Raw genomic sequence first — 20,463 nt, 5'->3', positions numbered from 1 at the left:
GCCAGCGAGCCCATCGCATTACGGATATGGTCAATTGCGAAATAAAGCGATTCACCTTGCACTTTCCTGCATTCCCGTTCGGCTACTCCTCGAACAACGTCATTCGAGCGTTGACCAGGGGAGGAACAGCATGATCCATCAACCATTCAGGGCCGGCCTGCTGGCCAATGCCATTCGCTTCGGCCTGATCGGCCTTATGGGCACCAGCCCGCTGGCGTTGGCCGAGGCCGCGCAGGCCCGGGCGGATATCCGTACCTACGAGATCGCGGCAGGCAGCCTGAACACCGTGCTCAGCCGCTTCGCCGGCGCTGCCGGTGCGGCGATCTCGTTCGATTCCGCACAGCTTCGTGGGCGCCAGTCTGCCGGCCTGCATGGGCAGTACAGCGCCGAGCAGGGCTTCGCTGCCATCCTTTCCGGTACGGGTTTGCAGGCGGTACGGCAGGGGAATGGGAGTTATGTATTATTGGAGCGGAGTGGGGCTGATGTGCTGGAACTGGGGGCGACCAGTGTAACCGGTACCTCGCTCAAAGGCCTCGCTACCACCGAAGGTACTGGCAGCTACACCACCGGCGTCACCAGTACCGCCACCAAGATGAACCTGTCCATCCGCGAAACTCCGCAATCCATCAGCGTCGTTACCCGGCAACGTATGGACGATCAAAATCTGACCAGTATTACCAAGACACTGGAACAAACGCCGGGCGTCACCATTTCCCGCGATGCAGCTGAGCGCTTTAATATTTACTCGCGCGGCCAACAAATCAGCAAATATCAATATGATGGTCTTACCACCCACCTGCAGAACGCAACTCAAAATTTAACACAGACCTATACCGACATGTCGATTTACGACAGGATCGAAGTCGTACGTGGTGCAACCGGATTGATGACCGGTGCCGGCGTGCCGAGTGGTGTGGTCAATATGGTACGCAAGAAACCCACCAAGGAATTCCAGGCTACTCTATCAGGCAGCGTCGGCCGATGGGATGACTACCGAGGTCAGGTAGATGTTTCTGGCCCGCTGATAGAAAGCGGCAAGCTGCGCGCCCGCTTTGTCGGTGCCAAGCAGGATAATGACACTTTTACCGATCATTACAACCAGAAGAGAGACACTCTTTATGGCGTAACAGAGGCCGACATTACGAATAAAACAACGGTGCGATTTGGCATCGACCATTCAAAATATGAGAATAATGGGCAGACGGGGGTTCCAGTATTCTACAGCAACGGAGAACAGACAAACTTACCCCACTCCGCCACAGCCGGCTCCAAATACATTAACTCACAATTCCAAACAACCAATTACTTCTTTAATCTTGATCAAGCACTGGAAAACAACTGGAAACTATCCATAGCAGGAAACTATATGGATGTCGAACGAGAAGAAAGAAATCTTGCCGCCATGACAGCTAATAGAGGCAACAGCGCAAATAAGGAAACGGGTAAATTCAGAGCAGAGCGAATAGCCAGCATAATCAATCCATTAAATCAAAAGTCCGCCGCCATCAATCTGCAAGGTCCATTCTCGTTGCTTGGCAGAGAACATCAGGCAATCATTGGCTATGAATTCAGCAGATATAAGAGCGATTACAAATCGCTCGGATACGCTGAAGGAATTATGAGCCTATCCAATCCAAATCAATTAACCAATGAGACAACATATGCACTAGACAATGATGAGGATGTATTTGACGATTACCATATCATTCAAAAGGGCTACTATACCGCCCTTCGCTTAAATCCTACTGACAGGTTTCATGTCATACTGGGCGCACGCACCTCCGACTACAAATTTGACCAGATTATTTCCATACCTGCCAGCAGTTACCATGGTACAAGTAGCTATAAAAAATCTGGCCAAGTAACCCCTTATGCTGGAATGATTTACGACCTAACATCTCAACAATCAGTCTATATCAGCTATACCGATATTTTCACCCCTAACAACGTCATCGACATCAATGGTAAGGTTATAGATCCGCAGGTAGGAGCAAACTATGAAGCCGGCTGGAAAGGCGAATTTTACGATGGCCGCCTAAATGCCAATATAGCGGCTTACCAGATCAAGCGTGACAACGCCACCGAAATTGCTGGCTATAACCAGGGCATTGCCTATTCTCGAGCCATCGATGGCATGGAAACCAAGGGTATCGATGTTGAAATTGCTGGCGAAGTATTACCTGACTGGAACATTAGCGCTAGCTACAGCCACTCGCGATCAGAAGATGGTGACGGCGTTCGCAAAGAAGTAGAACACCCCACAGACACTGTAAAACTCTGGAATACCTACCTCTTCTCCGGAGACTTGGAAGGGCTCACAATTGGCGGTGGCGCACGCTGGCAATCAAAAATGTCCACGCTGCCTATTACAGTATCCAACGTCTACTACAAAGCCACACAAGATGATTTTGTAGTCTTCGATGCCATGGCTCGCTATAAATTTAACCGGAATCTTTCCGCCACCCTCAACGTCAACAACCTGTTCGACAAGAAATACTACACAGCCCTTGGCAGTTTGGCCTATGCCTACTACGGCGCCCCCCGCAACATCACTGTGGGAGCCAGATACGATTTCTGATTGAACCGCCCCGGGTATCGCGGAGGCTCCACCTTTTGAGAAACTGGAGCCACTATGCCAAAGCCACCGAAGTTTTCCCCTGAAGTCCGCGAGCGTGCCGTGCGAATGGTCTACGAAGTCCGCGAGTCGCACGACTCCCAATGGGCGGCCATCGAGGCCGTGTCCAGTAAGATTGGTTGCACCGCTCAGACCTTGAGCAACTGGATTCGTAAGGCCTCTTCCCCCTCAACACCCAGCCCCTCGGCAGATCCTCAGCCCCGGACTGCCTGTCGGTAGCCCTCTCTCCCTGGCCCTGTTCCGCGAGGGGACATGCAGCCGCGTCTACCCCGCTATTCGCCCTGGCAAAGTTGTTGAAAGGCCTGGCTGTCAGAATCTGCCCACGATCTTGCGAGCTGGTGCCCCGCAAGGTGAAAACAGCGAGAAACGTAACGCAGTGAATAGCCCGGTTTTCCACAATGACGGGTATGTGGGCTCAGGGAGCAGGAGCTGTCGCCTTTACTTGTCCCAGTCATGCGGGCAGTCGGTGCAGCCTTCCATATTGGTGCCCTGGAAATTGGCGTAGTGGCGGCGGGCGCCGGTGAGTGTGGCGTTTTCCAGGTTGGCCTCGCCGAACTTGGCTTCCTGCAGGTTGGCGTCGGTGAGGTTGGCGCCCTTGAGGTCGGCCTTGCTCAGCCAGGTCATTTCCAGGTCGGCGGCGGTCAGGTTGGCCCCGTGCATCCTGGCGCCGCTGATACGGGCGAATTCCAGATAGGCGGCGGTCAGGTCGGCGTCCTGGAACTGGGCGGCCTGGCCGAACAGTCCCCAGCCCTGGATGGCGACCAGCCTGGCCTCGGTGAAATCCGCCAGGCGCAGGTTGGCCTGTTGCAGGCTGGCGCGGGTCAGGTTGGCCTTTTGCAGTTTGGCTTTTTCCAGGTTGGCCAGGTCCAGCCGAGCGTGGCGCAGGTCGGCGCCGCGCAGGTCGGCACCGGCCAGGTTCATGCTCTTCATGTCCTGGTTGCTCAGGTCGGCGCCACGCAGGTCGGCGTTCGGGCACTGGCTTTCCGGGGCGATACGGCAGCCCTTGATGACCAGGGCGTCGCTGTCGTCGGCGGGTGCCGCTTGGGCTGCCAGGAGCAGGGCGAGGGGAAGCAGTCTGTGCAATTTCATGGCGATACCTGTTTGTTGTAGTTGTAGGTTCTCTGGGAAAACACCGGAACTCCGCTGCTTTCGCAGAGAACCTGGCGTGACGCCAGGTCTCTGGAAACGCGCCCCGCAGGGCTCGTCATGCGGCCATCAGTTCTTCTCCCAGCTCGGCAGCTTGAATACCCAGAAGGAACCGCCCTGGGCGACCGGCTTGGTCAGTTCGGCCATGTCGCCGCCCCACAGCGGTACTGCACCGCCGTAGCCGGCGGTCACGCCGATGTATTGCTCGCCATCCTGTTCCCAGGTGATGGGCGGGGAAATGATCCCGGTACCGACCTGGAACTTCCACAGCTCCTTGCCGTTCCTGGCATCGAATGCCTTGAAGTAGCCGTCGCCGGTGCCGGTGAACACCAGGTTGCCCTTGGTGGCCAGCACGCCGGCCCACAGTGGCAGTTTTTCCTTGTGTTCCCAGGCCACTTTGCCGGTGGTCGGGTTCATCGCACGCAGGATGCCGACGTGGTCATCGAACAGGCGCTTGATGCGGAAGCCCTGGCCCAGGTAGGCGGAGCCTTTCTTGTAGCTGACTTCCTCGGTCCAGTAGTCCTCTTTCCAGTGGTTGGCCGGAACATAGAACAGGCCGGTGTCCTGGCTGTAGGCCATCGGGTTCCAGTTCTTGCCGCCGAGGAACGGCGGCGAGACTTCGATGGACTTGCCGTGCTTCTCGCCCGCCTCGGGCTTGGGCGGGCGCTGGCCTTCGACTTCCACCGGACGACCGGTTTCCAGGTCGATATGGGTCGCCCAGGTGATCTTGTCGACGAACGGGAAGGCATTTTTCAGCTTGCCGTTGGCACGATCCACCACATAGAAGAAGCCGTTGCGGTCGGCGTGGGCAGTCGCCTTGGTGACCTTGCCGTTCTTGTCCTTGTAGTCGAACAGCACCAGTTCGTTGTTGCCGGAGAAGTCCCAGGCATCGTTCGGCGTGTGCTGGTAGAACCACTTCACTTCGCCGCTGGTCGGGTCCACGCCGACCTGGCCGGAGGTGTAGAGGCTGTCGTAATCGTGCGGGTTGCCACCGTCGGAGGTGCGCGCCCAGCCATTCCAGGGGGCCGGGTTGCCGGTGCCGATGATGATGGTGTTGGTTTCGGCATCGAAGCTGGCGCTCTGCCATGGGGCGCCGCCGCCCTGGCTCCAGGCTTCCTTCTTGCCGGTCGGGTGGTTGGGGTCATCCGGCCAGGACGGTGCCTTGATGTCGCCGGTGGGGGTGCTTTCCTTGCCGTTCAGGCGGCCGATGTGGCCTTCGACGAAGGGCCGCATCCAGACTTCTTCGCCGGTGTCCGGGTCGCGGGCGAACAGTTGGCCGACCACGCCGAACTCGTCGCCGGAGCTGCCGTGGATCAACAGGGTCTTGCCGCTCTTCTGGTCTTTGATGATGGTCGGGGCACCGGTCATGGTGTAGCCCGCGCTATGGTCACCGAATTTCTTGTTCCAGACGACCTTGCCGGTGTCCTTGTTCAACGCCACGACGCGGGCGTCGAGGGTGCCGAAGTAGATCTTGTCGCCATAGATGGCGGCACCGCGGTTGACCACGTCGCAGCAGGGGCGGATGTCGTCGGGTAGGCGGTGGGCATAGCTCCAGAGACGTTTGCCGGTCTTGGCGTCGAGGGCGAAGATGCGCGAGTAGGAGCCGGTTACGTAGATCACGCCATCATGGACGATGGCCTGGGATTCCTGGCCGCGCTGTTTCTCGTCGCCGAAGGAGAAGGACCAGGCCGGAGTCAGCTTGAATACGTTCTTGTCGTTGACCTTGGCCAGCGGGCTCCAGCGCTGGGCATTGGTGCCGAGGCCGTATTGCAGGACGTCCTGCGTGGTGACGTGGTCGTTGGCGATGTCCTCCCAGGTGACAGGCTTGGCGTTGGCTGCGCCAGCCAGGCCCAGGCTGCTGGCCAGCGCCAGGCACTGGACGGCGAAGGCGAGGGGGCGTTTGCTGCTGGGTAACGATTTTGTTGTCATGTTCTGGTTCCCATTATTGTTCGAACTAGGCCGCCATTGCTGGCTGTATAACGACTTGCGGGAGCGTTGTGCGCCGGATCTCCTTGCTTGCCCACAACCCTGGGGCGAGCCTTTCCCGCCGGCTGGCAGCGTTGCCCGCGAAGTTGCCACGAGGCTGCGTCAAGCGGCCCGGCGATTCGATTATTGGAACCTCGGGCACTGCCCGGATACGGAATTATTCCCGCTAAAGTCGGGAAAAGTTCCCAATCCGGGCATGATTTGGGTGTGCTACTGAGGTAGTGCTACCAGGGGCGCAAAATCTACTCCCCCGCCCCCATGCCAAGGGAGCAGAAGTCGGCCACCAAAGCAGCATTCTGGCGTTTCCCGCCTCCTTTCTAAGATGTCTGCCATGCGCTGCGCAGGGCTTGCCCGGCCTGGCGCGCGTGCCTTGCAGGAATCACGAAAAGAAGGTGGTAGTCATGAACAAGAAGAAAATGTTGCGCGCACTGCTGGTCGCAGGTGCACTGGGCGCTACCGGGTCCGTCATGGCTCATGGGGATATGGTGCCGCAAGCGGTGAATACCGATGGCCTGACGCCGCTCGGTGCCGAGTGGCTGGACGAGAACCCTTACCGTGGAAGTTCGCCCGAGCACGATCTGGCGGTGGACATCGGCTCGTCGGCCTACAACCAGAACTGTGCGCGCTGCCACGGCCTGGAGGCCATGTCCGGCGGTATCGCACCCGATCTACGCGAGCTGGAGGCGGATATCAGTGGCGATGAGTGGTTCAAAGAGCGTGTCATCAACGGTGCCGTGCGAGATGGCGCGGTCTATATGCCGCGCATGGCCGATCACCTGAGTCAGGAAGCCTTGTGGGCCATTCGGACCTATATCGAGAGCCGCGTCGGCAAATGACAGCCGGTTCGAGGAGGGTTGCATGGGCCAGATACCTGCCGCTGCTTCTACTGCTGGCGAGCGTATTGGGAAATGCCTGGGCCGCCGGGCGCGACCCTCTGCAGTCGACGATGTGGGATTACCACTATCAGCGATTGCTGAAGGGGGAGCCCTATGTCTTCGATGAGCGGGTCAAGGTACTGGCACCGCCTTTTGCCGAGGACGCGCGACAGGTACCGATCCAGGTGGATGCCCGCGAAGTGCCCGGCGAGGTGCTGCGTATCGAGGCCTGGGCCGAGCTCAATCCGATCCCGCGGGTCTTCACCTTTCACCCTGGCGAGCAGGTCCTGCCCGTGCTCGCCATCCGTATCCGGGTCGAACAGGCGACCGCCATTCGCGCGGCGGCATTGACCCGCGATGGTGTCTGGCATGTCGGTTCCGCCCGGGTGGAGGCGGCGGGCGGTGGCTGTACGGCGCCCAGTGTGGTGCGCAGCCAGCCAGGTTGGGAGAAGCACCTGGGGGAAGTGCTGGGTGCGCGTTTCCAGCGCGCCGATGGCAGCCGTCTGCGTTTGCGGGTTTCCCATCCGATGGATAACGGCCTGGTCGACGCTATTCCGGAGTTCTTCCTGAACCAGGCGCAACTGCGCGACGAAGAAGGGCAGGCCCTGGCCACGCTCGAACTCTATCCGGCGGTCAGTGAAAACCCGACCCTGAGCCTGGAGTTGCAAGGGCGCGAGGTGGCGCGCCTGTGGCTGCGGGATAACAATGGCAACGAGTTCGAGGCGGTGTTCTAGGTCGCTGTAGCCGAACCGGGAGGCCCTATGCGTTCGATGCTCCATTTCATGTTTCTTCTGTGCATCGCCACACCGGTGCTGGGCGAATTGGAATATCGCCTGCAGCCGCGCCAGATCGCCGTGAACACCTGGCTGCTGGAAGGCAGCACGGAGGATTTCGACCGGAACAATGGCGGCAATATCGTCAATACCGCCTTCATCCTGACAACGGCAGGGGTGGTGGTGATCGACACTGGACCCTCGAAGCGCTATGGCGAGGCGATGCGCCGGGCGATTGCTGCAGTGACCGACAAGCCGGTGGTCAAGGTCCTGTTGACCCATCACCACCCGGACCATGTACTGGGCAACCAGGCGTTTCGCGAAGCGCCTATCGCCGCCTTGCCGGGAACCAACCGGCGGTTGGCGGAGCAGGGCGATGCCATGGCGGAAAACATGTACCGCCTGGTCGGCGACTGGATGCGAGGCACCGAGCTGGTGCTGGCCGACGAATCGCTGGAGCCGGGGTTATTGCAGGTGGGCGAACACCGCCTGCGCCTGTTGGCCTTGAGTGGGCATACCGGTGCCGACCTGGCGATCCTCGATGAAACCAGCGGCGTGCTGTTCGCCGGCGACCTGGTGTTCTACCAGCGTGCCCTGACCACGCCGAATTCGCCGGGGCTGGACATCTGGCTGGCGGACATCGACACGCTGGCGGGCTTGCCGTGGCGCCTTCTGGTGCCGGGCCATGGCCCGTTGGCAAGCGATGACGCGCCATTGCTGCAGATGCGCGATTACCTGGGGTGGCTGGATGGCGTACTGGGCGAGGCCGCCGCTTCCGGGGCCGATATGAACGAGGTGTGGCGCCTGCCGATACCGGAGCGCTTTGCCGCGATCAACCTGAGCCGTTATGAACTGATCCGTACCGTCAGCCATCTGTATCCCACGTATGAGCAGCGCGTGCTGCGTGAACCGGTACCCTGAGGCGAGGGTGGTCTTTGGTAGTAAGACCTTTGCCGGACGCCTGCGGGCGGGAGAAGGATTATCGTTGTCCGACTCCCTGTACCGATACCGAGATGGATTGACCATGACCGATAGCCTTGCTCGACTGACCCGCGATGCCCTGTCGCTTGCTGTGAGCGTTGCCTTTTGCGGGCATGTCGCGGCCCAGCAACTGGAACTGGACCCGCTGGTGGTCAGTGGCTCGCGTAGCGCCGCCGCGAGTTTCGACCTGCCTTTTTCCGTCGACAGTGTCAGCGCGCGGCAGATCCGCGATGGGCAGTTGGGTATCAACGCTTCCGAGGCGCTGGCGCGGGTGCCGGGGCTGGTGGTGCAGAACCGGCAGAACTATGCGCAGGACCTGCAGATATCCTCGCGTGGTTTCGGCGCCCGCTCGGCGTTCGGTGTGCGCGGCATCAAGCTGATCACCGATGGCATTCCGGCCAGCACCCCGGATGGTCAGGGGCAGGCGGCGACCTTCAACCTCGATAGCGCCGAGCGTATCGAGGTGCTGCGTGGCCCGGCCTCGGTACTCTACGGCAGCAATGCCGGCGGCGTGGTGCAGATGTTCTCGCGGGATGGCCAGGGTTCGCCGCGTATCGGTGCCGGCACCCTGTTCGGTAGCGATGGCCTGCGCAGGAATCGCCTGAATGCGGAGGGCGCGGCGAATGGCGTGGGCTTCCTGTTCAATGCCTCGCGCATGGATACCGATGGCTACCGGGACCACAGTGCCGCCCGCCGCGACCAGGTGTTCGGCAAGCTCAGTTTCACTCCGGACGAGTACAGTCGCTTGGCGCTGGTCTACAGCAGCCTGGAGCAGAATGCCACGGATGATCCGCTGGGGCAGAGCTGGCAGGGCTACAAGGCAGATCCGCGCTCGGTGACCGCCAATGCGCTGCTCTATGACACGCGCAAGAGCATCGACCATCAGCAGCTCGGCGTGAACTACGAGCGTCATTTCGCCGATGCGACCCTGCAGGCCACGTTCTATGGCGGCAAGCGCCATGTGATCCAGTACCTGGCCATCCCCCCGGCGGCGCAGGGCAATGCCCGGCACGGCGGCGGCGTGGTGGATTTCGAGCGCGATTTCCACGGTGGCAGCCTGCGCTGGCTGCAACCCTTGCCCAGCGCTATCGGCGACCTGCGCCTGGCCCTGGGGCTGGAGTACGACCGCAGTCAGGATGATCGCCAGGGTTACGAAAACTTCCTGTCTTCCACTCGACTGGGGGTGAAGGGGCGCTTGCGGCGTGACGAACTCAATACGGTGACCAGCCTCGACCCCTATGCGCAGTTGACCTGGCAAGTGGGCGACTGGACCCTGCAGGGCGGTTTGCGCTACAGCAATGTCGAGATCGAAGTGGATGACAAATACATCGACGGCTTCAATGGCGATGACAGCGGTACCCAGCGTTATCGCAAGGCCACGCCATCGCTCAGTGTCGGTTATGCCTTCACGCCAGAGTTGAACGGTTACTTCAGTGTCGCACGGGGCTATGAAACGCCCACCCTGGGCGAACTGGCCTATGGGGTGGATAGCAGCTTCAATCGCTCGCTGTCACCTTCCATCAGCACCCAGTACGAGCTTGGGCTGAAAGCGCTGCTGGGCGAGCGGGCGCGTATCAACGCGGCGCTGTTCCAGATCGATAGCGATGACGAAATCGTCATCGCCGACAGCCAGGACGGTCGTACCCGCTACCAGAATGCCGGCAGGACGCAACGTCGGGGCCTGGAGCTGGGGCTGGAGGCGCAACTGCATTCCCAGTGGAGCGCCAGCCTTGCCTATACCTACCTGCGGGCGGTCTACGATTCTTCCTTCGACGCCGGCGGCAGCCGCGTCGACAGCGGCAACAATTTGCCGGGAGTCCCCCGTACCACGCTGTTCGTCGAGCTGAACTGGCAGCCGCTGGATGGCTTGAGTACGGCGTTGGAGGGCTTCTACCGGAGCAAGGTGTATACCGAGGACAGCAACCGCGAGAAGGCGGCGCCGGCCTATGCGGTATTCAACTGGCGTGCACAACTGGAGCAGCGCCTGGGCGACTGGACGTTGCAGCAGACCCTGCGCCTGGACAACCTGTTCGACCGCCAGTACGTCGGTTCGGTCATCGTCGGTGACAGCAACCGGCGTTATTACGAGGCGGCGCCCGGGCGCTCGTGGTATGTCGGTGCGGCGGCCGAGTACAACTTCTAGCTTTTGAAAAGCCGAAACGAGGGTTGGAGGCTGGACGCGGAGGGCTGCTTGCCTTCTCGTCCGGCTTCAGTCATTTCTCCGCAATAATTCCCTGTTTTTATCATAGGTATTTTTCCGTCTTTCTCTTATATTTGTGCCGGATTTTTGGCAATCCGGCTCAAGACTTCTCTCCCTGGGCCGATTCAGCTTCTACCGCTCGCTATCTTGCCCGGCACGGAGGTCATGTGATCAGAGTCCTGCTGTCCTGTCTCATGTTGTGCTGCCTGTTACCAGGATCGCTGAGTGCCGCTCCGCTGATCCTGGAGGATTGCGCGCTGCGGCCGATCCCACTGCATACCTTTGCCAGTGGCCATGACGAAGGCAGCCAGGCGATGACGGTGGAGCAGGTTGCCCGTCTGCCAATGGATGGATGGCAGCGCCTGCGGCAGGGGAACCTGGTGCGCGGGGCCGGCAAGCCGCCGCTCTGGCTGCGGCTGGAACTGGAAAACCGCAGCGCGGCCTTCTGCCAGGTATTCGTCCTCTCCGGCTCCAGCAATAACCGTGATATCCAGCTCTATCAGCAACGCGATGGCGGTTGGCTGAGCGCGGTGGGTGGTGCCAGCCATCCGTTGCGTGAATGGCCCGAGCAGGTGCGCCTGCCGGCGTTCCCGGTATTGCTGGAGCCGGGGGCGCGGGCGCTGTTGCTGATGCGCGTGACCAGTACGCTACCGACTTTCGTATTGCCGGAGCTGGTGTCGCACCAAGGCCTGTTGAAGCAGCGCATGGATGAAAGCCTGGCCGATGGCATGGTGTACGGTATCGTCCTGTCGCTGATTCTGTTCAGCCTGGCGCTGGGGCGTATATTCCGCTTGCGCCTGCTGATCGCCCACGCCATGGCGGTTTTGAGCCACTGCCTGTATGTGGCGCTGGCCAATGGCTATGGTTTCGTCCATCTATGGCCCGACATGCCCGGGCTGGATCTCGGCCTGGTGCTGGCCGCCCAGGCCCTGTGCAGTGTGCTTGTGTTCGCCTACCTGCGGGTGCTGCTGCAGATGGGGCGCCAGCCGTATCCGCTGAATCTGTGCATGACGCTTTGCCAGGTGGCGTTCGTGGCCTATGCCCTGTTGCGCATACTGTTCCCGGAGCAACTGGAGGGCGCGTACGCTGTTCGCAACGCGCTTAGCGTCGTTGGCCAGGTCGTCCTGTGGAGTGCGGTATTCATCGGCTACAGGAGGCGCCTGGGTTATGACTGGTTCTGCTACCTGGTGCCGAGCCTGTTGACGCTGCAACTGTCGCTGGTACTCGTCCATCGCCTGGGCTGGTCGCCGTTTTCGCCGTTCGAGTATTCCTTCTTCAGTTTGTCCACCCTGCCTGGCGCGGTGCTGTTGCTCTATACCCTGGTCAGCCAGGTCGCGCTCGGGCGCCGCCGCGAGAAACAGGCGCTGGCCGATATCGAACAGATCAAGCAGGCCGAACAGGAACGCCTGGAGCACAGCATCGCCGAGCGGACCGCGCAACTGGGGGAGGCCCTGCGCAACCAGCAACTGCTGATGGCACGCATCGGCCATGATCTGCGTACCCCCTTGCTGGGGATGATCGACCATGCCCGCGCGCTGCCGGAGCAGCGGAAATCCAGCGAATCGGTGGCCCGTGCCATCGAGCGCAGTGCGCATATGCAACTGGAACTGATCGACGAGTTGCTCGAGTACGCGCGCAATGATGTGCGGCAACTCGAGTTGCTGGCGGCGCCGGGCTATCTGTTCGGTTTTCTCAAGGAAACCCGGGAGCAGGGGCGCTACCTGGCCGAACGCCATGGCAACCGCTTGCAGTGCCATTTCGCCGACGACCTGCCGCTGCTGGTGAATGCCGATTTCCGCCGGTTGCGCCAGACGCTGGTCAATCTGCTGGCCAATGCCGCCAAGTACACCCACGATGGCGATATCCAACTGTCCGTCGAGTGTCTGCCCGATCCCCCCGAAGGGCATGTGTTGCTGCGTTTCTGCGTACAGGACACGGGTATCGGCATCGCCTCGAAGGACCTGGCGCGCCTGCAGGAGCCATTCAGCCGTGGCAGCAATGTCGCCGGCAGGCCGGGGGTGGGGCTCGGGCTGTATATCGTGCAGCAGATGCTTGGCCTGATGGGCAGCAGCCTGCAGGTGGCGTCCGCACCCGGTCAGGGCAGCCGCTTCAGTTTCGACTTGCAGGTGGAGCTGGCGGGCGAGCAGGAACTGGAGCAGGTATTCATCGAGAGTTATTCGCGGCTGCGCGATGGCCAGGGGCTGCGGGTGCTGATCGTCGATGACATCGCCATCACCCGGGAAATGCTCTACGAACTCCTGGCCGGCTACGGTTATGACGCTGAAGCCTGCGGCAGTGGCGAAGAAGCGCTGTGTTTCCTGCAGACCGAGCAGGTCGATATCATGATCATCGACCAGATGATGCCCGATATGAATGGCTGGGAGCTGCTGGAGCTGGTCCGCCAGCAGTGGCCGACGCTGCCGGTGGTGCTCTATTCGGCATCGCCACCGCGCCGCCCGGAGCATCTTCCCGCTTCCCTGGGTTTCGATGCCTGCCTGCTCAAGCCGGTGCAGACGGATGACCTGCTGGCCGTGCTGGAGCGGCTGCCGGAGCACGCTTGCGCGTCAGCCTAGCGCCGTGCGCGAGCGGCCGCTCTGCTTTGCCTGGTAGAGATTGGCATCGGCCTTCCTCAGCAGTAGCCGCGGTGATTCCTGAGGATCGGGAATCACCGCGGCGCCGCCGATGCTCAGGGTGAGGAATGGCGAAGTCGGTGAGTCCGGGTGTTCGATACGCAGCGCGGCGACCGCATTCTGGATGGTCCGTGCCAGGTGGTCGGCTCCGTTCAGATCGGTATTGGGCAGGATGCAGGCGAACTCCTCGCCACCGTAGCGGGCCACGAGGTCCTCATGGCGTTGCAGCGAGGCTTCGATGCAGCGAGCGATGCGGCGGATGGCGTCATCGCCGCTCTGGTGCCCGAGCGAATCGTTGTAGCGCTTGAAGGCGTCGATATCGATCATCAGCAACGCCAGTGGCTGCTTGCCCGCCTGCTGCGCCCAGCAGCTCTGCAGCAATTCATCGAAGGTGCGTCGGTTGGCGATACCGGTCAGGCCGTCCAGTTGGGCGAGCCGCTCCAGTTGCCGCTGCTGGCGGTAGAGTCGCAGGTGGTTGCGCACCCGGGCCCGCAGCAGGGGGGTACTGAAGGGTTTGCTGATGTAGTCGATGGCTCCGGCCCGCAGTCCTTGTTCTTCGTTCTCCTCATCCTTGAGGGCGGTCAGGAAGATGACCGGGATGCTTCGGGTCTGCGGGTCGCTCTTGAGGCGCCGGCAGGTTTCGAAACCGTCCATCGTGCGCATACGGATATCCAGCAGGATCAGGTCCGGCTGATGCTGGCGCGCCAGTTGCAGTGCCTGTTCGCCATCGTTGGCGCCGACTGGCAGGCAGATACCCTCCAGTGCGCTGCCGGTAAAGGCGATGTTGATCGGCTGGTCATCGACGATCAGCACCACGGGCAGGGTATCGTTCTGCGCAGGTTCCGCGCTGCGCCGCTGCAAGCTGTGGTTCATCCTTTGTCATGCGTCCAGGTCGCTCGCGGGCCCGTCGGCAGGCCCGAAATGGTTCTGCAAATACTCCAGCGCCGACGCGGTTTCACTGGCGATCTGCCGGGCCAGGTCACGGATGGCCGGCAGGTCGGAGCTTTTCACTGCCTGGCCGAGTCGTTCGGCCAGTGTCGTCAGAGATGATAGTCCCGCCGAGCCGACCGCGCTGAGCATATCGTGGGCTTCCTGGTCCAGCGCCTCGATGGCGCCCTCCCGGGCCAGGGCCTGGATGCGCTCCGAGCGCTGCCGGCAGTCGTCGACCAGCATCCGCAGCAGGGCCGCGAAGCGCTCGGCGGACATGCTCGCGCGCAAGCGTTCGAGCATACCCCACTGGCTGGAGGGTGCCATCATGGGCCGTGCCTCGCGGGCCAGGCAGCTGTCCAGTACCGACCAGAGCTGTCGCTCGTCGATGGGTTTGGCGATATGCCCCTGCATGCCGGCCTGCAGGCAGCGCTCCATGTCCTGCGGGCGGGCGTTGGCGCTCAGTGCGATGATCGGCAAGCCGTCGAAGCGCGGTTGTTCCCGTAACAGTCGGGTGGCGCTCAGGCCATCGAGCAGCGGCATCATCATATCCATCAGCACCACGGCATATGTGCCATCGGCGGCCGCTTGCAGGATGGCGATGGCCTGTTCGCCATTGTCGGCCATATCGACCTCGAAGCCCGCCTCCTGCAGCAGTTCGCCAGCCACCTGCCGATTCAGTTCGTTATCGTCTACCAGCAGCAGGCGCAGGCCGGTGTAATGGCGGGGCAGGGGTGGGATTTCAAGCGGCGGCGGGGCGCTTTGCGCCGTGTCATCGCCTGCCTCTTCGACCCGCACCCTGAACCAGAAGCGGCTGCCGATGCCTTCCATGCTTTCGGCACCGACCTCGCCTCCCATCATTTTCGCCAGGTTGCGCGAGATGGACAGGCCCAGGCCGGTGCCGCCGAAGCGCCGGGAAATCGAGGCGTCGGCCTGGTGGAAGGGCTGGAACAGTTGCGCGCGCTGGGCCGGACTGATGCCGATGCCCTGGTCGTCCACGCTGCCATACAGGAAGAGCGCGCCAGTGGCATCCGCGTGCAGGGCCAGGTGGATGTGTATGCGCCCCTTGTCACTGAACTTGATCGCGTTATTGGTGAAGTTGATCAGGATCTGGCCGATGCGCAATGGATCGCCCTTGAGCCGTTGCGGCGTCTCCGCGCTGATCTCCGTACTCAGGACCAGGCCCTTGCGCGCCACCTCCTCGCTGAACATATCCGTCAACTCGTCCAGCAGCCGCCGTGGCGTGAACACGATGTGTTCCAACTGCAGGTGACCGCTGTCGGAGCGGGAAAAGTCGAGGATGTCGTCGATGATGCCCTGCAGATGACGGCCGGCATGGATGATCTGTTCCAGCCGCTCGCGCTGCCTGCCCGAGACGGGCTGGCGCAGCAGGGCGCGGGCCAGGCCGAGAATGGCATTCATCGGCGTGCGGATTTCGTGGCTCATGACGGCGAGGAAGTTGGCCTTGGCCTCGGCCGCCTGCTCGGCCTGCTCCTTGGCTTCCTGCAGGGCTTCGGCCTGGCGGTGCATTTCGCTGACATCGAGCAGGATACAGTTGAACAGCGTCTTGTCGTCCGGCTGGCGTTGCACGGTGGCCAGGGTCTTGACCCAGAAGCCGCCATCCGGGTTCTGGATATGGATATCGAAATCGATCGGGGTGAGGTCTTTCAGGCTGTGGCGGAAGGCCTGGCGCGCGGCCTTCTGGTATTCCGCGGTATGCGGGAACAGCGCTGTGTCGGCGGCGACGGGCTGGCCGATGCCGCCCTGGATGGGGCCGAGCATCTGTTCCAGCTTGCTGCTGGCGAAGGTGAAGGTCTTGTCGCCATGCTCATCCACCTGCAACTGGAATACGGCCCCGGGAATCGCATCGGCCAGGTCCACCAGTTGTTGCGACAGGCGGCGTATTTCCGTTGCCGCCATGGCCTCCTGCTCCAGGCGTTCGGCGCGCAGCATGGTATCGCGGAACACCTGCAGGGCCTTGGCCATCTGCCCGACTTCGTCCTTGCGCTCGGTGCCGGAGATCTCGTCGTCGTAATGGTTGGCGGTCAGCCGGGTCATGGTGCGGGTCAACTGGTTGATCGGCCTGGAGATATGCCGCATAGAAAAATAGCTGGCGAGGCCGATGCTGAGCAGCACCGCCAGGCTGAACGCCAGCAGGATGGCGATCAGGGTCGTACGGCTGGTGCGGCGCAGTGTCTCGGCGGCCTTCAGATAGTCGTCGTTGAGCTGGTAGCGCAGCGTATCCATGTTGTAGCGCAACTGGTGCAGCGCCGGCTCGAAGTCCTGCTTGATGATCATCAGGGCGCGATCGCCGCGCCAGCGGGCGGCATCGTCGATGATTTGCTCGGCCAGTTCGAAGACGCGCAACTGCTGGCGCTGGATGTTCCGCAGGCGTTCGCTCTGCTCCGGGATGAGTGGGCGGATCTCCTCCATGCGCTCCTGGAAGTCACTGGCGATCTTGCGCATGTTCTGCTGGGTGGTGCGCATTTGCCGCTCTTCTTCCTCGGTCAGGACGCTGAACAGCAGGCGGCTGGCATCGCTCAGGTCGAGCAGCGCATCACCGGCCAGGCTGCTGCTCTGGCCGTTATGGTTGAGCAGGTAGCGATAGCGGGCATCGACCTGTTGCAGGGTGTTCATCGAATAGCCGGTGGTGAAGGCCGCCAGGGCGCCGAGCAGGCTGACCAGCATCACGATCTTGGTGGACAGGTTCAGGTCGGCGAAGAAACGCATGGTGTTTTCCTGGTGGGGCTCAGTTGGGCGTTGAGTTGAAGTCGACGATCGCCTGATAGAGCTGGCGCGCCGCCTCGGCATCTTCCAGCCGACCGCGCAGGTGCTGGCTGACCACCTGGTAGATGGCGTTTTTCACGTGGGGCGGGTTGGCGTTGCCCATGCCGATGGAGCCGAGCATGGTGCGGCGCAGGTTGGCCTGGCGCATGCCGCTGATCAACGCCTGGCCGCAGGCATTGAAGGATTCACGGGGCACATCGACCCGGGCCGGGGCCGCGCCGGTGGTCAGGTTCAGCTCGCGCTGGAAATCCCGATCGAGCAGGATCGTCAGCAATTCCCGGCGCTGCTGCGGCGAGCCGGGGGCGTCCTTGAACAGCATGTACTGGTCGCTGTTGAACAGATAGACGCCCTGGGTATCGGGAAAGTGGAAGCACTGGTAGTCGCGACCGGGCAGCAGGCCTTGCAGGGTGAGCTCGCCCGCGACCCAGGTGCCCTGCAACTGCAGCAGCGCCTTGCCGGTGCGCATCAGGTCGGTGGACTGGTTCCAGTTGCGCCGGGTGAAGTCGGGGTCGAGGTAGTCGCGCAGCGTGCTCATGCGCTGGAATATCAGTTCCAGCAGGGCCGGGTCGATCTCTTGCGGGCGCATCTCGATGAAGGCCTTGCGATAGAACTCGGCGCCGCCGGCACCGACGGCCACCGACTCGAACAGCAGCGTGTGTTCCCAGGCTTCACCACCAATGGCCAGCGGGATGATGCCTGCGGCCTTGGCCCGCTCGAGCAGTTCCAGCAGGTCCGTCCAGGTGTCCGGCGGTTGCCCGCCAATCCTTTCCAGCGCGGCGGCATTCACCCACAGCCAATTGGTGGCATGCGCGTTGATTGGCGCCGCCACCCAGCGCCCGCGGTATTTCGATAATTGCTGGATGCCGACCGGGATGATCTCGTCCCACTCCTGTTCCTCCGCGATCGGGGTCAGGTCCTGCAGCAGGCCGAGGGCGGCCCATTCATGGATATCGTGGCCGATCACCTGCGAGGCGGTGGGCGCATTGCCGCTGGCGATGGCCTGGCGCAGCACATCGGCGTAGCGGGCCGTGCCGCTGCCGGGGATGGCGTGCTCCTGCCAGGTCAGTTGCTGGCGGTCGAGGTAGCGCTGCAGCACGGCGATGCTGGCCCTTTCCCCTGGTGATACCCACCAGTGGGACAGTTGCAGGTCTTCCTGTGCATTGCCCATGGTGGGGGCCAGGGCCAGCAGTAACGGCAGTATGAAGAGCTTATGCATGGGGCTCGGGCCGGGAGAGCGCGCGGTGGTGAATGCTCCACCGAACAGGGTCAAAGGTAAAGGTTCCGGGTGTCCGGGCTAGGGTCCGTTGACGTTTCGTCGCGCCCGCGCCGGAGCCACAGGGCGGGAGCTGGCGCGGCCGTTAGGCCGGGCCGCCGCTCCCATTCATCGCCGCCAGCCCGGGTCAGTCGCCGCGGCTCACCCGCCCCAGGCGTTCGGAAAGCGCATGCATGTTGCTGCCCAGTTCGCGCAGGGTGGAAGCATCGCGGGCAGCCTCCTCGCTGGAAGAGTGGATGCGGATGGCCAGTTCGCTGATTTCCTGGGCGACATGGCTCTGCTCCTGGGCGGCCACGGCGATCTGCTGGGCGCGCTGGACGATATCGTCGAAGCTGCTCACCGTACCACCCAGGGTCTCGGCGACGCCGCCGGCCTGGCGGACGGCATCCTCGGTCAGGCTGACGCCGGCCTGCATGGTCTCGACGGCCTGGCCCGAGGCCTGGCGCAATTGTTCGATCATCACCTGGATCTCGTTGGCGGATGCCTGGGTGCGGCCTGCGAGGGTGCGTACTTCATCGGCCACCACCGCGAAGCCGCGGCCCTGTTCACCGGCGCGGGCCGCTTCGATGGCGGCATTGAGCGCCAGCAGGTTGGTCTGTTCGGAGATCGACTTGATCACCTCCAGTACGCTGCCGACCCGCTCGATATCCTCCCCCAGTTGGGTGATGGCCGAGGCCGTGCCGCCGATCCTGCCGGCGAGCGCCTGGATCGATTCGTTATTCAGGCGCACATTGTCCTGCCCCAGGTGGGCCTGGGCCTGCGAGCGGACCGCGGTATCGGAGCAGTCGGTGGTGTTGGCGGCCACTTCCTGGGCGCTGGTGGACATCTCGGTGATGGCGGTGGCGAGCAGGGTGTTGTCTTCGCGCTGGGCTTCGGCCCGCTCGGCGATATTCTGTGAGAGGTTGGCCAGCTCGGTGGATTGACGCTCCAGGATGGTGGATTCGTCGGCGATCTTCTGCAGCATCTGCCGTAGCGAGCCCGCGTACTGATTGACCGCGTTGCGCAGCTCGCCGATTTCGTCGGCACGCAGGATGTCCAGCTCGCTCGACTGGCTGTCCTGCCCGAGGATGTGGATCTGCCGGGTGGTTTCCTGGACCTGGGCCAGCAGGCGCCTGCTGGCGAGCCAGGCCAGCCCGAGCAACAGTGCCAGCAGTGGCAGCAGGAACAGCAGGATTTCACGGGTCAGGCTGCTGGCCAGGTCGGTGATCCAGGCGTCGGGTGTTACCAGGCCGACACGCCAGCCGGTATCGCCGACATTTTGCAAGGAAACGTAGACGGGGCCATCCAGGCGATCGTCGTGCTTCAGGTAGAGGGTCTGCCCGGCGCCCGAGGCGTTCAGCGCTTCGATCACTGGCCTGAACCAGGGCTGGCGGTCATTCAGGTGGGCGAGCGTAAGCAATCCTTCCTGGGCACCGCCGCCGGGGAAGAACAGCAGGTTGCCGGCACGGTCCACGGCAAAGGCGTAGCCGCCAGTGACGTTGCCTTGCTGTTGCAGGAAGCTGGACAGGCCATCGAGGGTGAAATCGAGAGTCGCCACACCGGCGAAGCGGCCATCGCGCTGATAGGGAACGCTGCAGGTGGTCATGGCCTGCTTGCTGACCGGGTCCTGGTAGCCATCGGACCAGACGCAGCGGCCGCCCGGCGCAGTACGGGCGGAGCGATACCAGGGCTCGTCATGGTAGGCGGCGATCCCGGGCTCGTTGTAGTCGTCCGAGTATTCCAGCCGCCCTTGCGCATCGCGTGCCCAGAAGAAGCTGCGCCGCTCCGTGCCGGGGGTGAAGGCGCCAGGTTCCGGCCAGAGGCCGCCTCCGGTGATGGCCTGGTCGCCCTGGCTGCCGATGACGTTGGGCAGGTTCGCCTCGATCAGTAGCCGATCCGTGGGCAGGGTTTCCGCCAGGTGTGCGAGGGCGGCGGTGGTGCCCTCGATCCGGCTCAGTTGTACATCGAGCTGGCGGGCGATGGCCGAGACGGCCTGCTCGGCCGATGCCGTGCCGGTCGCGACCAGCCGAGGCTTGCCGCGCAGTTCCATGATCGCGTAGATGCCCAGCGTGGTGAGCACCAGCAGCAGCAGGATACCCAGGCTGATGCGGTGGGTGATACGGACGGGAAGCAGTGACATTGGCGGATCCCCACGGTTATCCAGCGCATATCGATGAAATGCGCCGATATGTCAAAAAAGCCTATTAATATAGGCGAATATCAGGGATATCCTGAAAAACGGACTGGCGTCCAGTCTACTCGGGCTTATGT

At 62.3% G+C, this 20,463-nt stretch carries 13 protein-coding genes; 7 read left to right on the top strand and 6 right to left on the bottom strand.

Annotation, left to right across the window (positions count from 1 at the left end; genetic code table 11):
* Window positions 1-130 precede the first annotated feature (130 nt).
* Entirely contained in the window at window positions 131-2,578 is a 2,448-nt protein-coding gene (locus DNJ95_RS07295) for a TonB-dependent siderophore receptor (RefSeq protein ID WP_131184062.1), read from the top strand.
* 54 nt (window positions 2,579-2,632) lie between these two features.
* On the top strand, window positions 2,633-2,854 hold the full coding sequence (locus tag DNJ95_RS19440) for a transposase (protein WP_338069378.1): 222 nt from the start codon (window positions 2,633-2,635) through the stop codon (window positions 2,852-2,854).
* Window positions 2,855-3,073: 219 nt separating this feature from the next.
* Here the strand turns inward: DNJ95_RS19440 and DNJ95_RS07290 are convergent, their stop codons facing one another.
* Both DNJ95_RS07290 and exaA read right to left on the bottom strand, forming a co-directional pair.
* Window positions 3,074-3,724 carry a pentapeptide repeat-containing protein gene (locus DNJ95_RS07290; RefSeq protein ID WP_131184061.1) on the bottom strand — a complete coding sequence of 217 codons (651 nt, stop codon included), beginning with the start codon at window positions 3,722-3,724 and terminating at the stop codon, window positions 3,074-3,076.
* A gap of 126 nt (window positions 3,725-3,850) precedes the next feature.
* Window positions 3,851-5,710: a quinoprotein ethanol dehydrogenase gene (gene exaA / locus DNJ95_RS07285; RefSeq protein ID WP_131184060.1), complete on the bottom strand. Its 1,860-nt coding sequence runs from the start codon at window positions 5,708-5,710 to the stop codon at window positions 3,851-3,853.
* Window positions 5,711-6,168: 458 nt separating this feature from the next.
* Here exaA and pedF point away from each other — a divergent pair, with 458 nt between their 5' ends.
* The 5 genes from pedF to DNJ95_RS07260 all read left to right on the top strand — a co-directional run bounded on the left by pedF (window position 6,169) and on the right by DNJ95_RS07260 (window position 13,169).
* Complete coding sequence (gene pedF, locus DNJ95_RS07280) at window positions 6,169-6,603, top strand: cytochrome c-550 PedF (RefSeq protein ID WP_131184059.1); 435 nt, start codon at window positions 6,169-6,171, stop codon at window positions 6,601-6,603.
* Window positions 6,600-7,376, top strand: coding sequence for a quinoprotein dehydrogenase-associated SoxYZ-like carrier (locus tag DNJ95_RS07275; protein ID WP_131184058.1), 777 nt, complete (start codon window positions 6,600-6,602; stop codon window positions 7,374-7,376). The genes pedF and DNJ95_RS07275 overlap by 4 nt, the downstream gene beginning before the upstream one ends.
* Before the next feature lie 27 nt (window positions 7,377-7,403).
* A complete protein-coding gene (locus tag DNJ95_RS07270) occupies window positions 7,404-8,336 on the top strand; it encodes a quinoprotein relay system zinc metallohydrolase 1 (RefSeq protein ID WP_131184057.1) in 933 nt (310 codons plus the stop codon).
* A gap of 103 nt (window positions 8,337-8,439) precedes the next feature.
* Window positions 8,440-10,539, top strand: coding sequence for a TonB-dependent receptor family protein (locus tag DNJ95_RS07265; protein ID WP_131184056.1), 2,100 nt, complete (start codon window positions 8,440-8,442; stop codon window positions 10,537-10,539).
* 224 nt (window positions 10,540-10,763) lie between these two features.
* Entirely contained in the window at window positions 10,764-13,169 is a 2,406-nt protein-coding gene (locus tag DNJ95_RS07260; RefSeq protein WP_131184055.1) for a hybrid sensor histidine kinase/response regulator, read from the top strand.
* On the opposite strand, the gene DNJ95_RS07255 is transcribed toward DNJ95_RS07260, so the two are convergent.
* From DNJ95_RS07255 to DNJ95_RS07240, 4 genes are all read right to left on the bottom strand, one after another.
* Window positions 13,161-14,099, bottom strand: coding sequence for a diguanylate cyclase domain-containing protein (locus DNJ95_RS07255; protein WP_131184054.1), 939 nt, complete (start codon window positions 14,097-14,099; stop codon window positions 13,161-13,163). The genes DNJ95_RS07260 and DNJ95_RS07255 overlap by 9 nt on opposite strands.
* A 6-nt stretch (window positions 14,100-14,105) precedes the next feature.
* Window positions 14,106-16,883 carry a response regulator gene (locus DNJ95_RS07250; protein ID WP_165491611.1) on the bottom strand — a complete coding sequence of 926 codons (2,778 nt, stop codon included), beginning with the start codon at window positions 16,881-16,883 and terminating at the stop codon, window positions 14,106-14,108.
* Between the two features lie 19 nt (window positions 16,884-16,902).
* On the bottom strand, window positions 16,903-18,156 hold the full coding sequence (locus DNJ95_RS07245) for an ABC transporter substrate-binding protein (RefSeq protein ID WP_242671948.1): 1,254 nt from the start codon (window positions 18,154-18,156) through the stop codon (window positions 16,903-16,905).
* A gap of 184 nt (window positions 18,157-18,340) precedes the next feature.
* Window positions 18,341-20,332, bottom strand: coding sequence for a methyl-accepting chemotaxis protein (locus DNJ95_RS07240; RefSeq protein WP_131184052.1), 1,992 nt, complete (start codon window positions 20,330-20,332; stop codon window positions 18,341-18,343).
* Window positions 20,333-20,463: the final 131 nt, after the last annotated feature.

It is taken from the genome of Stutzerimonas kirkiae (assembly GCF_004327335.1).
Lineage (GTDB): Bacteria > Pseudomonadota > Gammaproteobacteria > Pseudomonadales > Pseudomonadaceae > Stutzerimonas > Stutzerimonas kirkiae.
This window is presented reverse-complemented; position numbering and strand designations above follow the sequence as displayed.

Bases quoted from the DNA above. Each gene is read 5' to 3' on its own strand.
- DNJ95_RS07265 (WP_131184056.1), top strand. From the start codon at position 8,440: ATGACCGATAGCCTTGCTCGACTGACCCGCGATGCCCTGTCGCTTGCT.
- DNJ95_RS07240 (WP_131184052.1), bottom strand. From the start codon at position 20,332: ATGTCACTGCTTCCCGTCCGTATCACCCACCGCATCAGCCTGGGTATC.
- DNJ95_RS07295 (WP_131184062.1), top strand. From the start codon at position 131: ATGATCCATCAACCATTCAGGGCCGGCCTGCTGGCCAATGCCATTCGC.
- DNJ95_RS07270 (WP_131184057.1), top strand. From the start codon at position 7,404: ATGCGTTCGATGCTCCATTTCATGTTTCTTCTGTGCATCGCCACACCG.
- pedF (WP_131184059.1), top strand. From the start codon at position 6,169: ATGAACAAGAAGAAAATGTTGCGCGCACTGCTGGTCGCAGGTGCACTG.
- DNJ95_RS07250 (WP_165491611.1), bottom strand. From the start codon at position 16,883: ATGCGTTTCTTCGCCGACCTGAACCTGTCCACCAAGATCGTGATGCTG.
- DNJ95_RS07245 (WP_242671948.1), bottom strand. From the start codon at position 18,156: ATGCATAAGCTCTTCATACTGCCGTTACTGCTGGCCCTGGCCCCCACC.
- DNJ95_RS19440 (WP_338069378.1), top strand. From the start codon at position 2,633: ATGCCAAAGCCACCGAAGTTTTCCCCTGAAGTCCGCGAGCGTGCCGTG.
- DNJ95_RS07275 (WP_131184058.1), top strand. From the start codon at position 6,600: ATGACAGCCGGTTCGAGGAGGGTTGCATGGGCCAGATACCTGCCGCTG.
- exaA (WP_131184060.1), bottom strand. From the start codon at position 5,710: ATGACAACAAAATCGTTACCCAGCAGCAAACGCCCCCTCGCCTTCGCC.
- DNJ95_RS07255 (WP_131184054.1), bottom strand. From the start codon at position 14,099: ATGAACCACAGCTTGCAGCGGCGCAGCGCGGAACCTGCGCAGAACGAT.
- DNJ95_RS07290 (WP_131184061.1), bottom strand. From the start codon at position 3,724: ATGAAATTGCACAGACTGCTTCCCCTCGCCCTGCTCCTGGCAGCCCAA.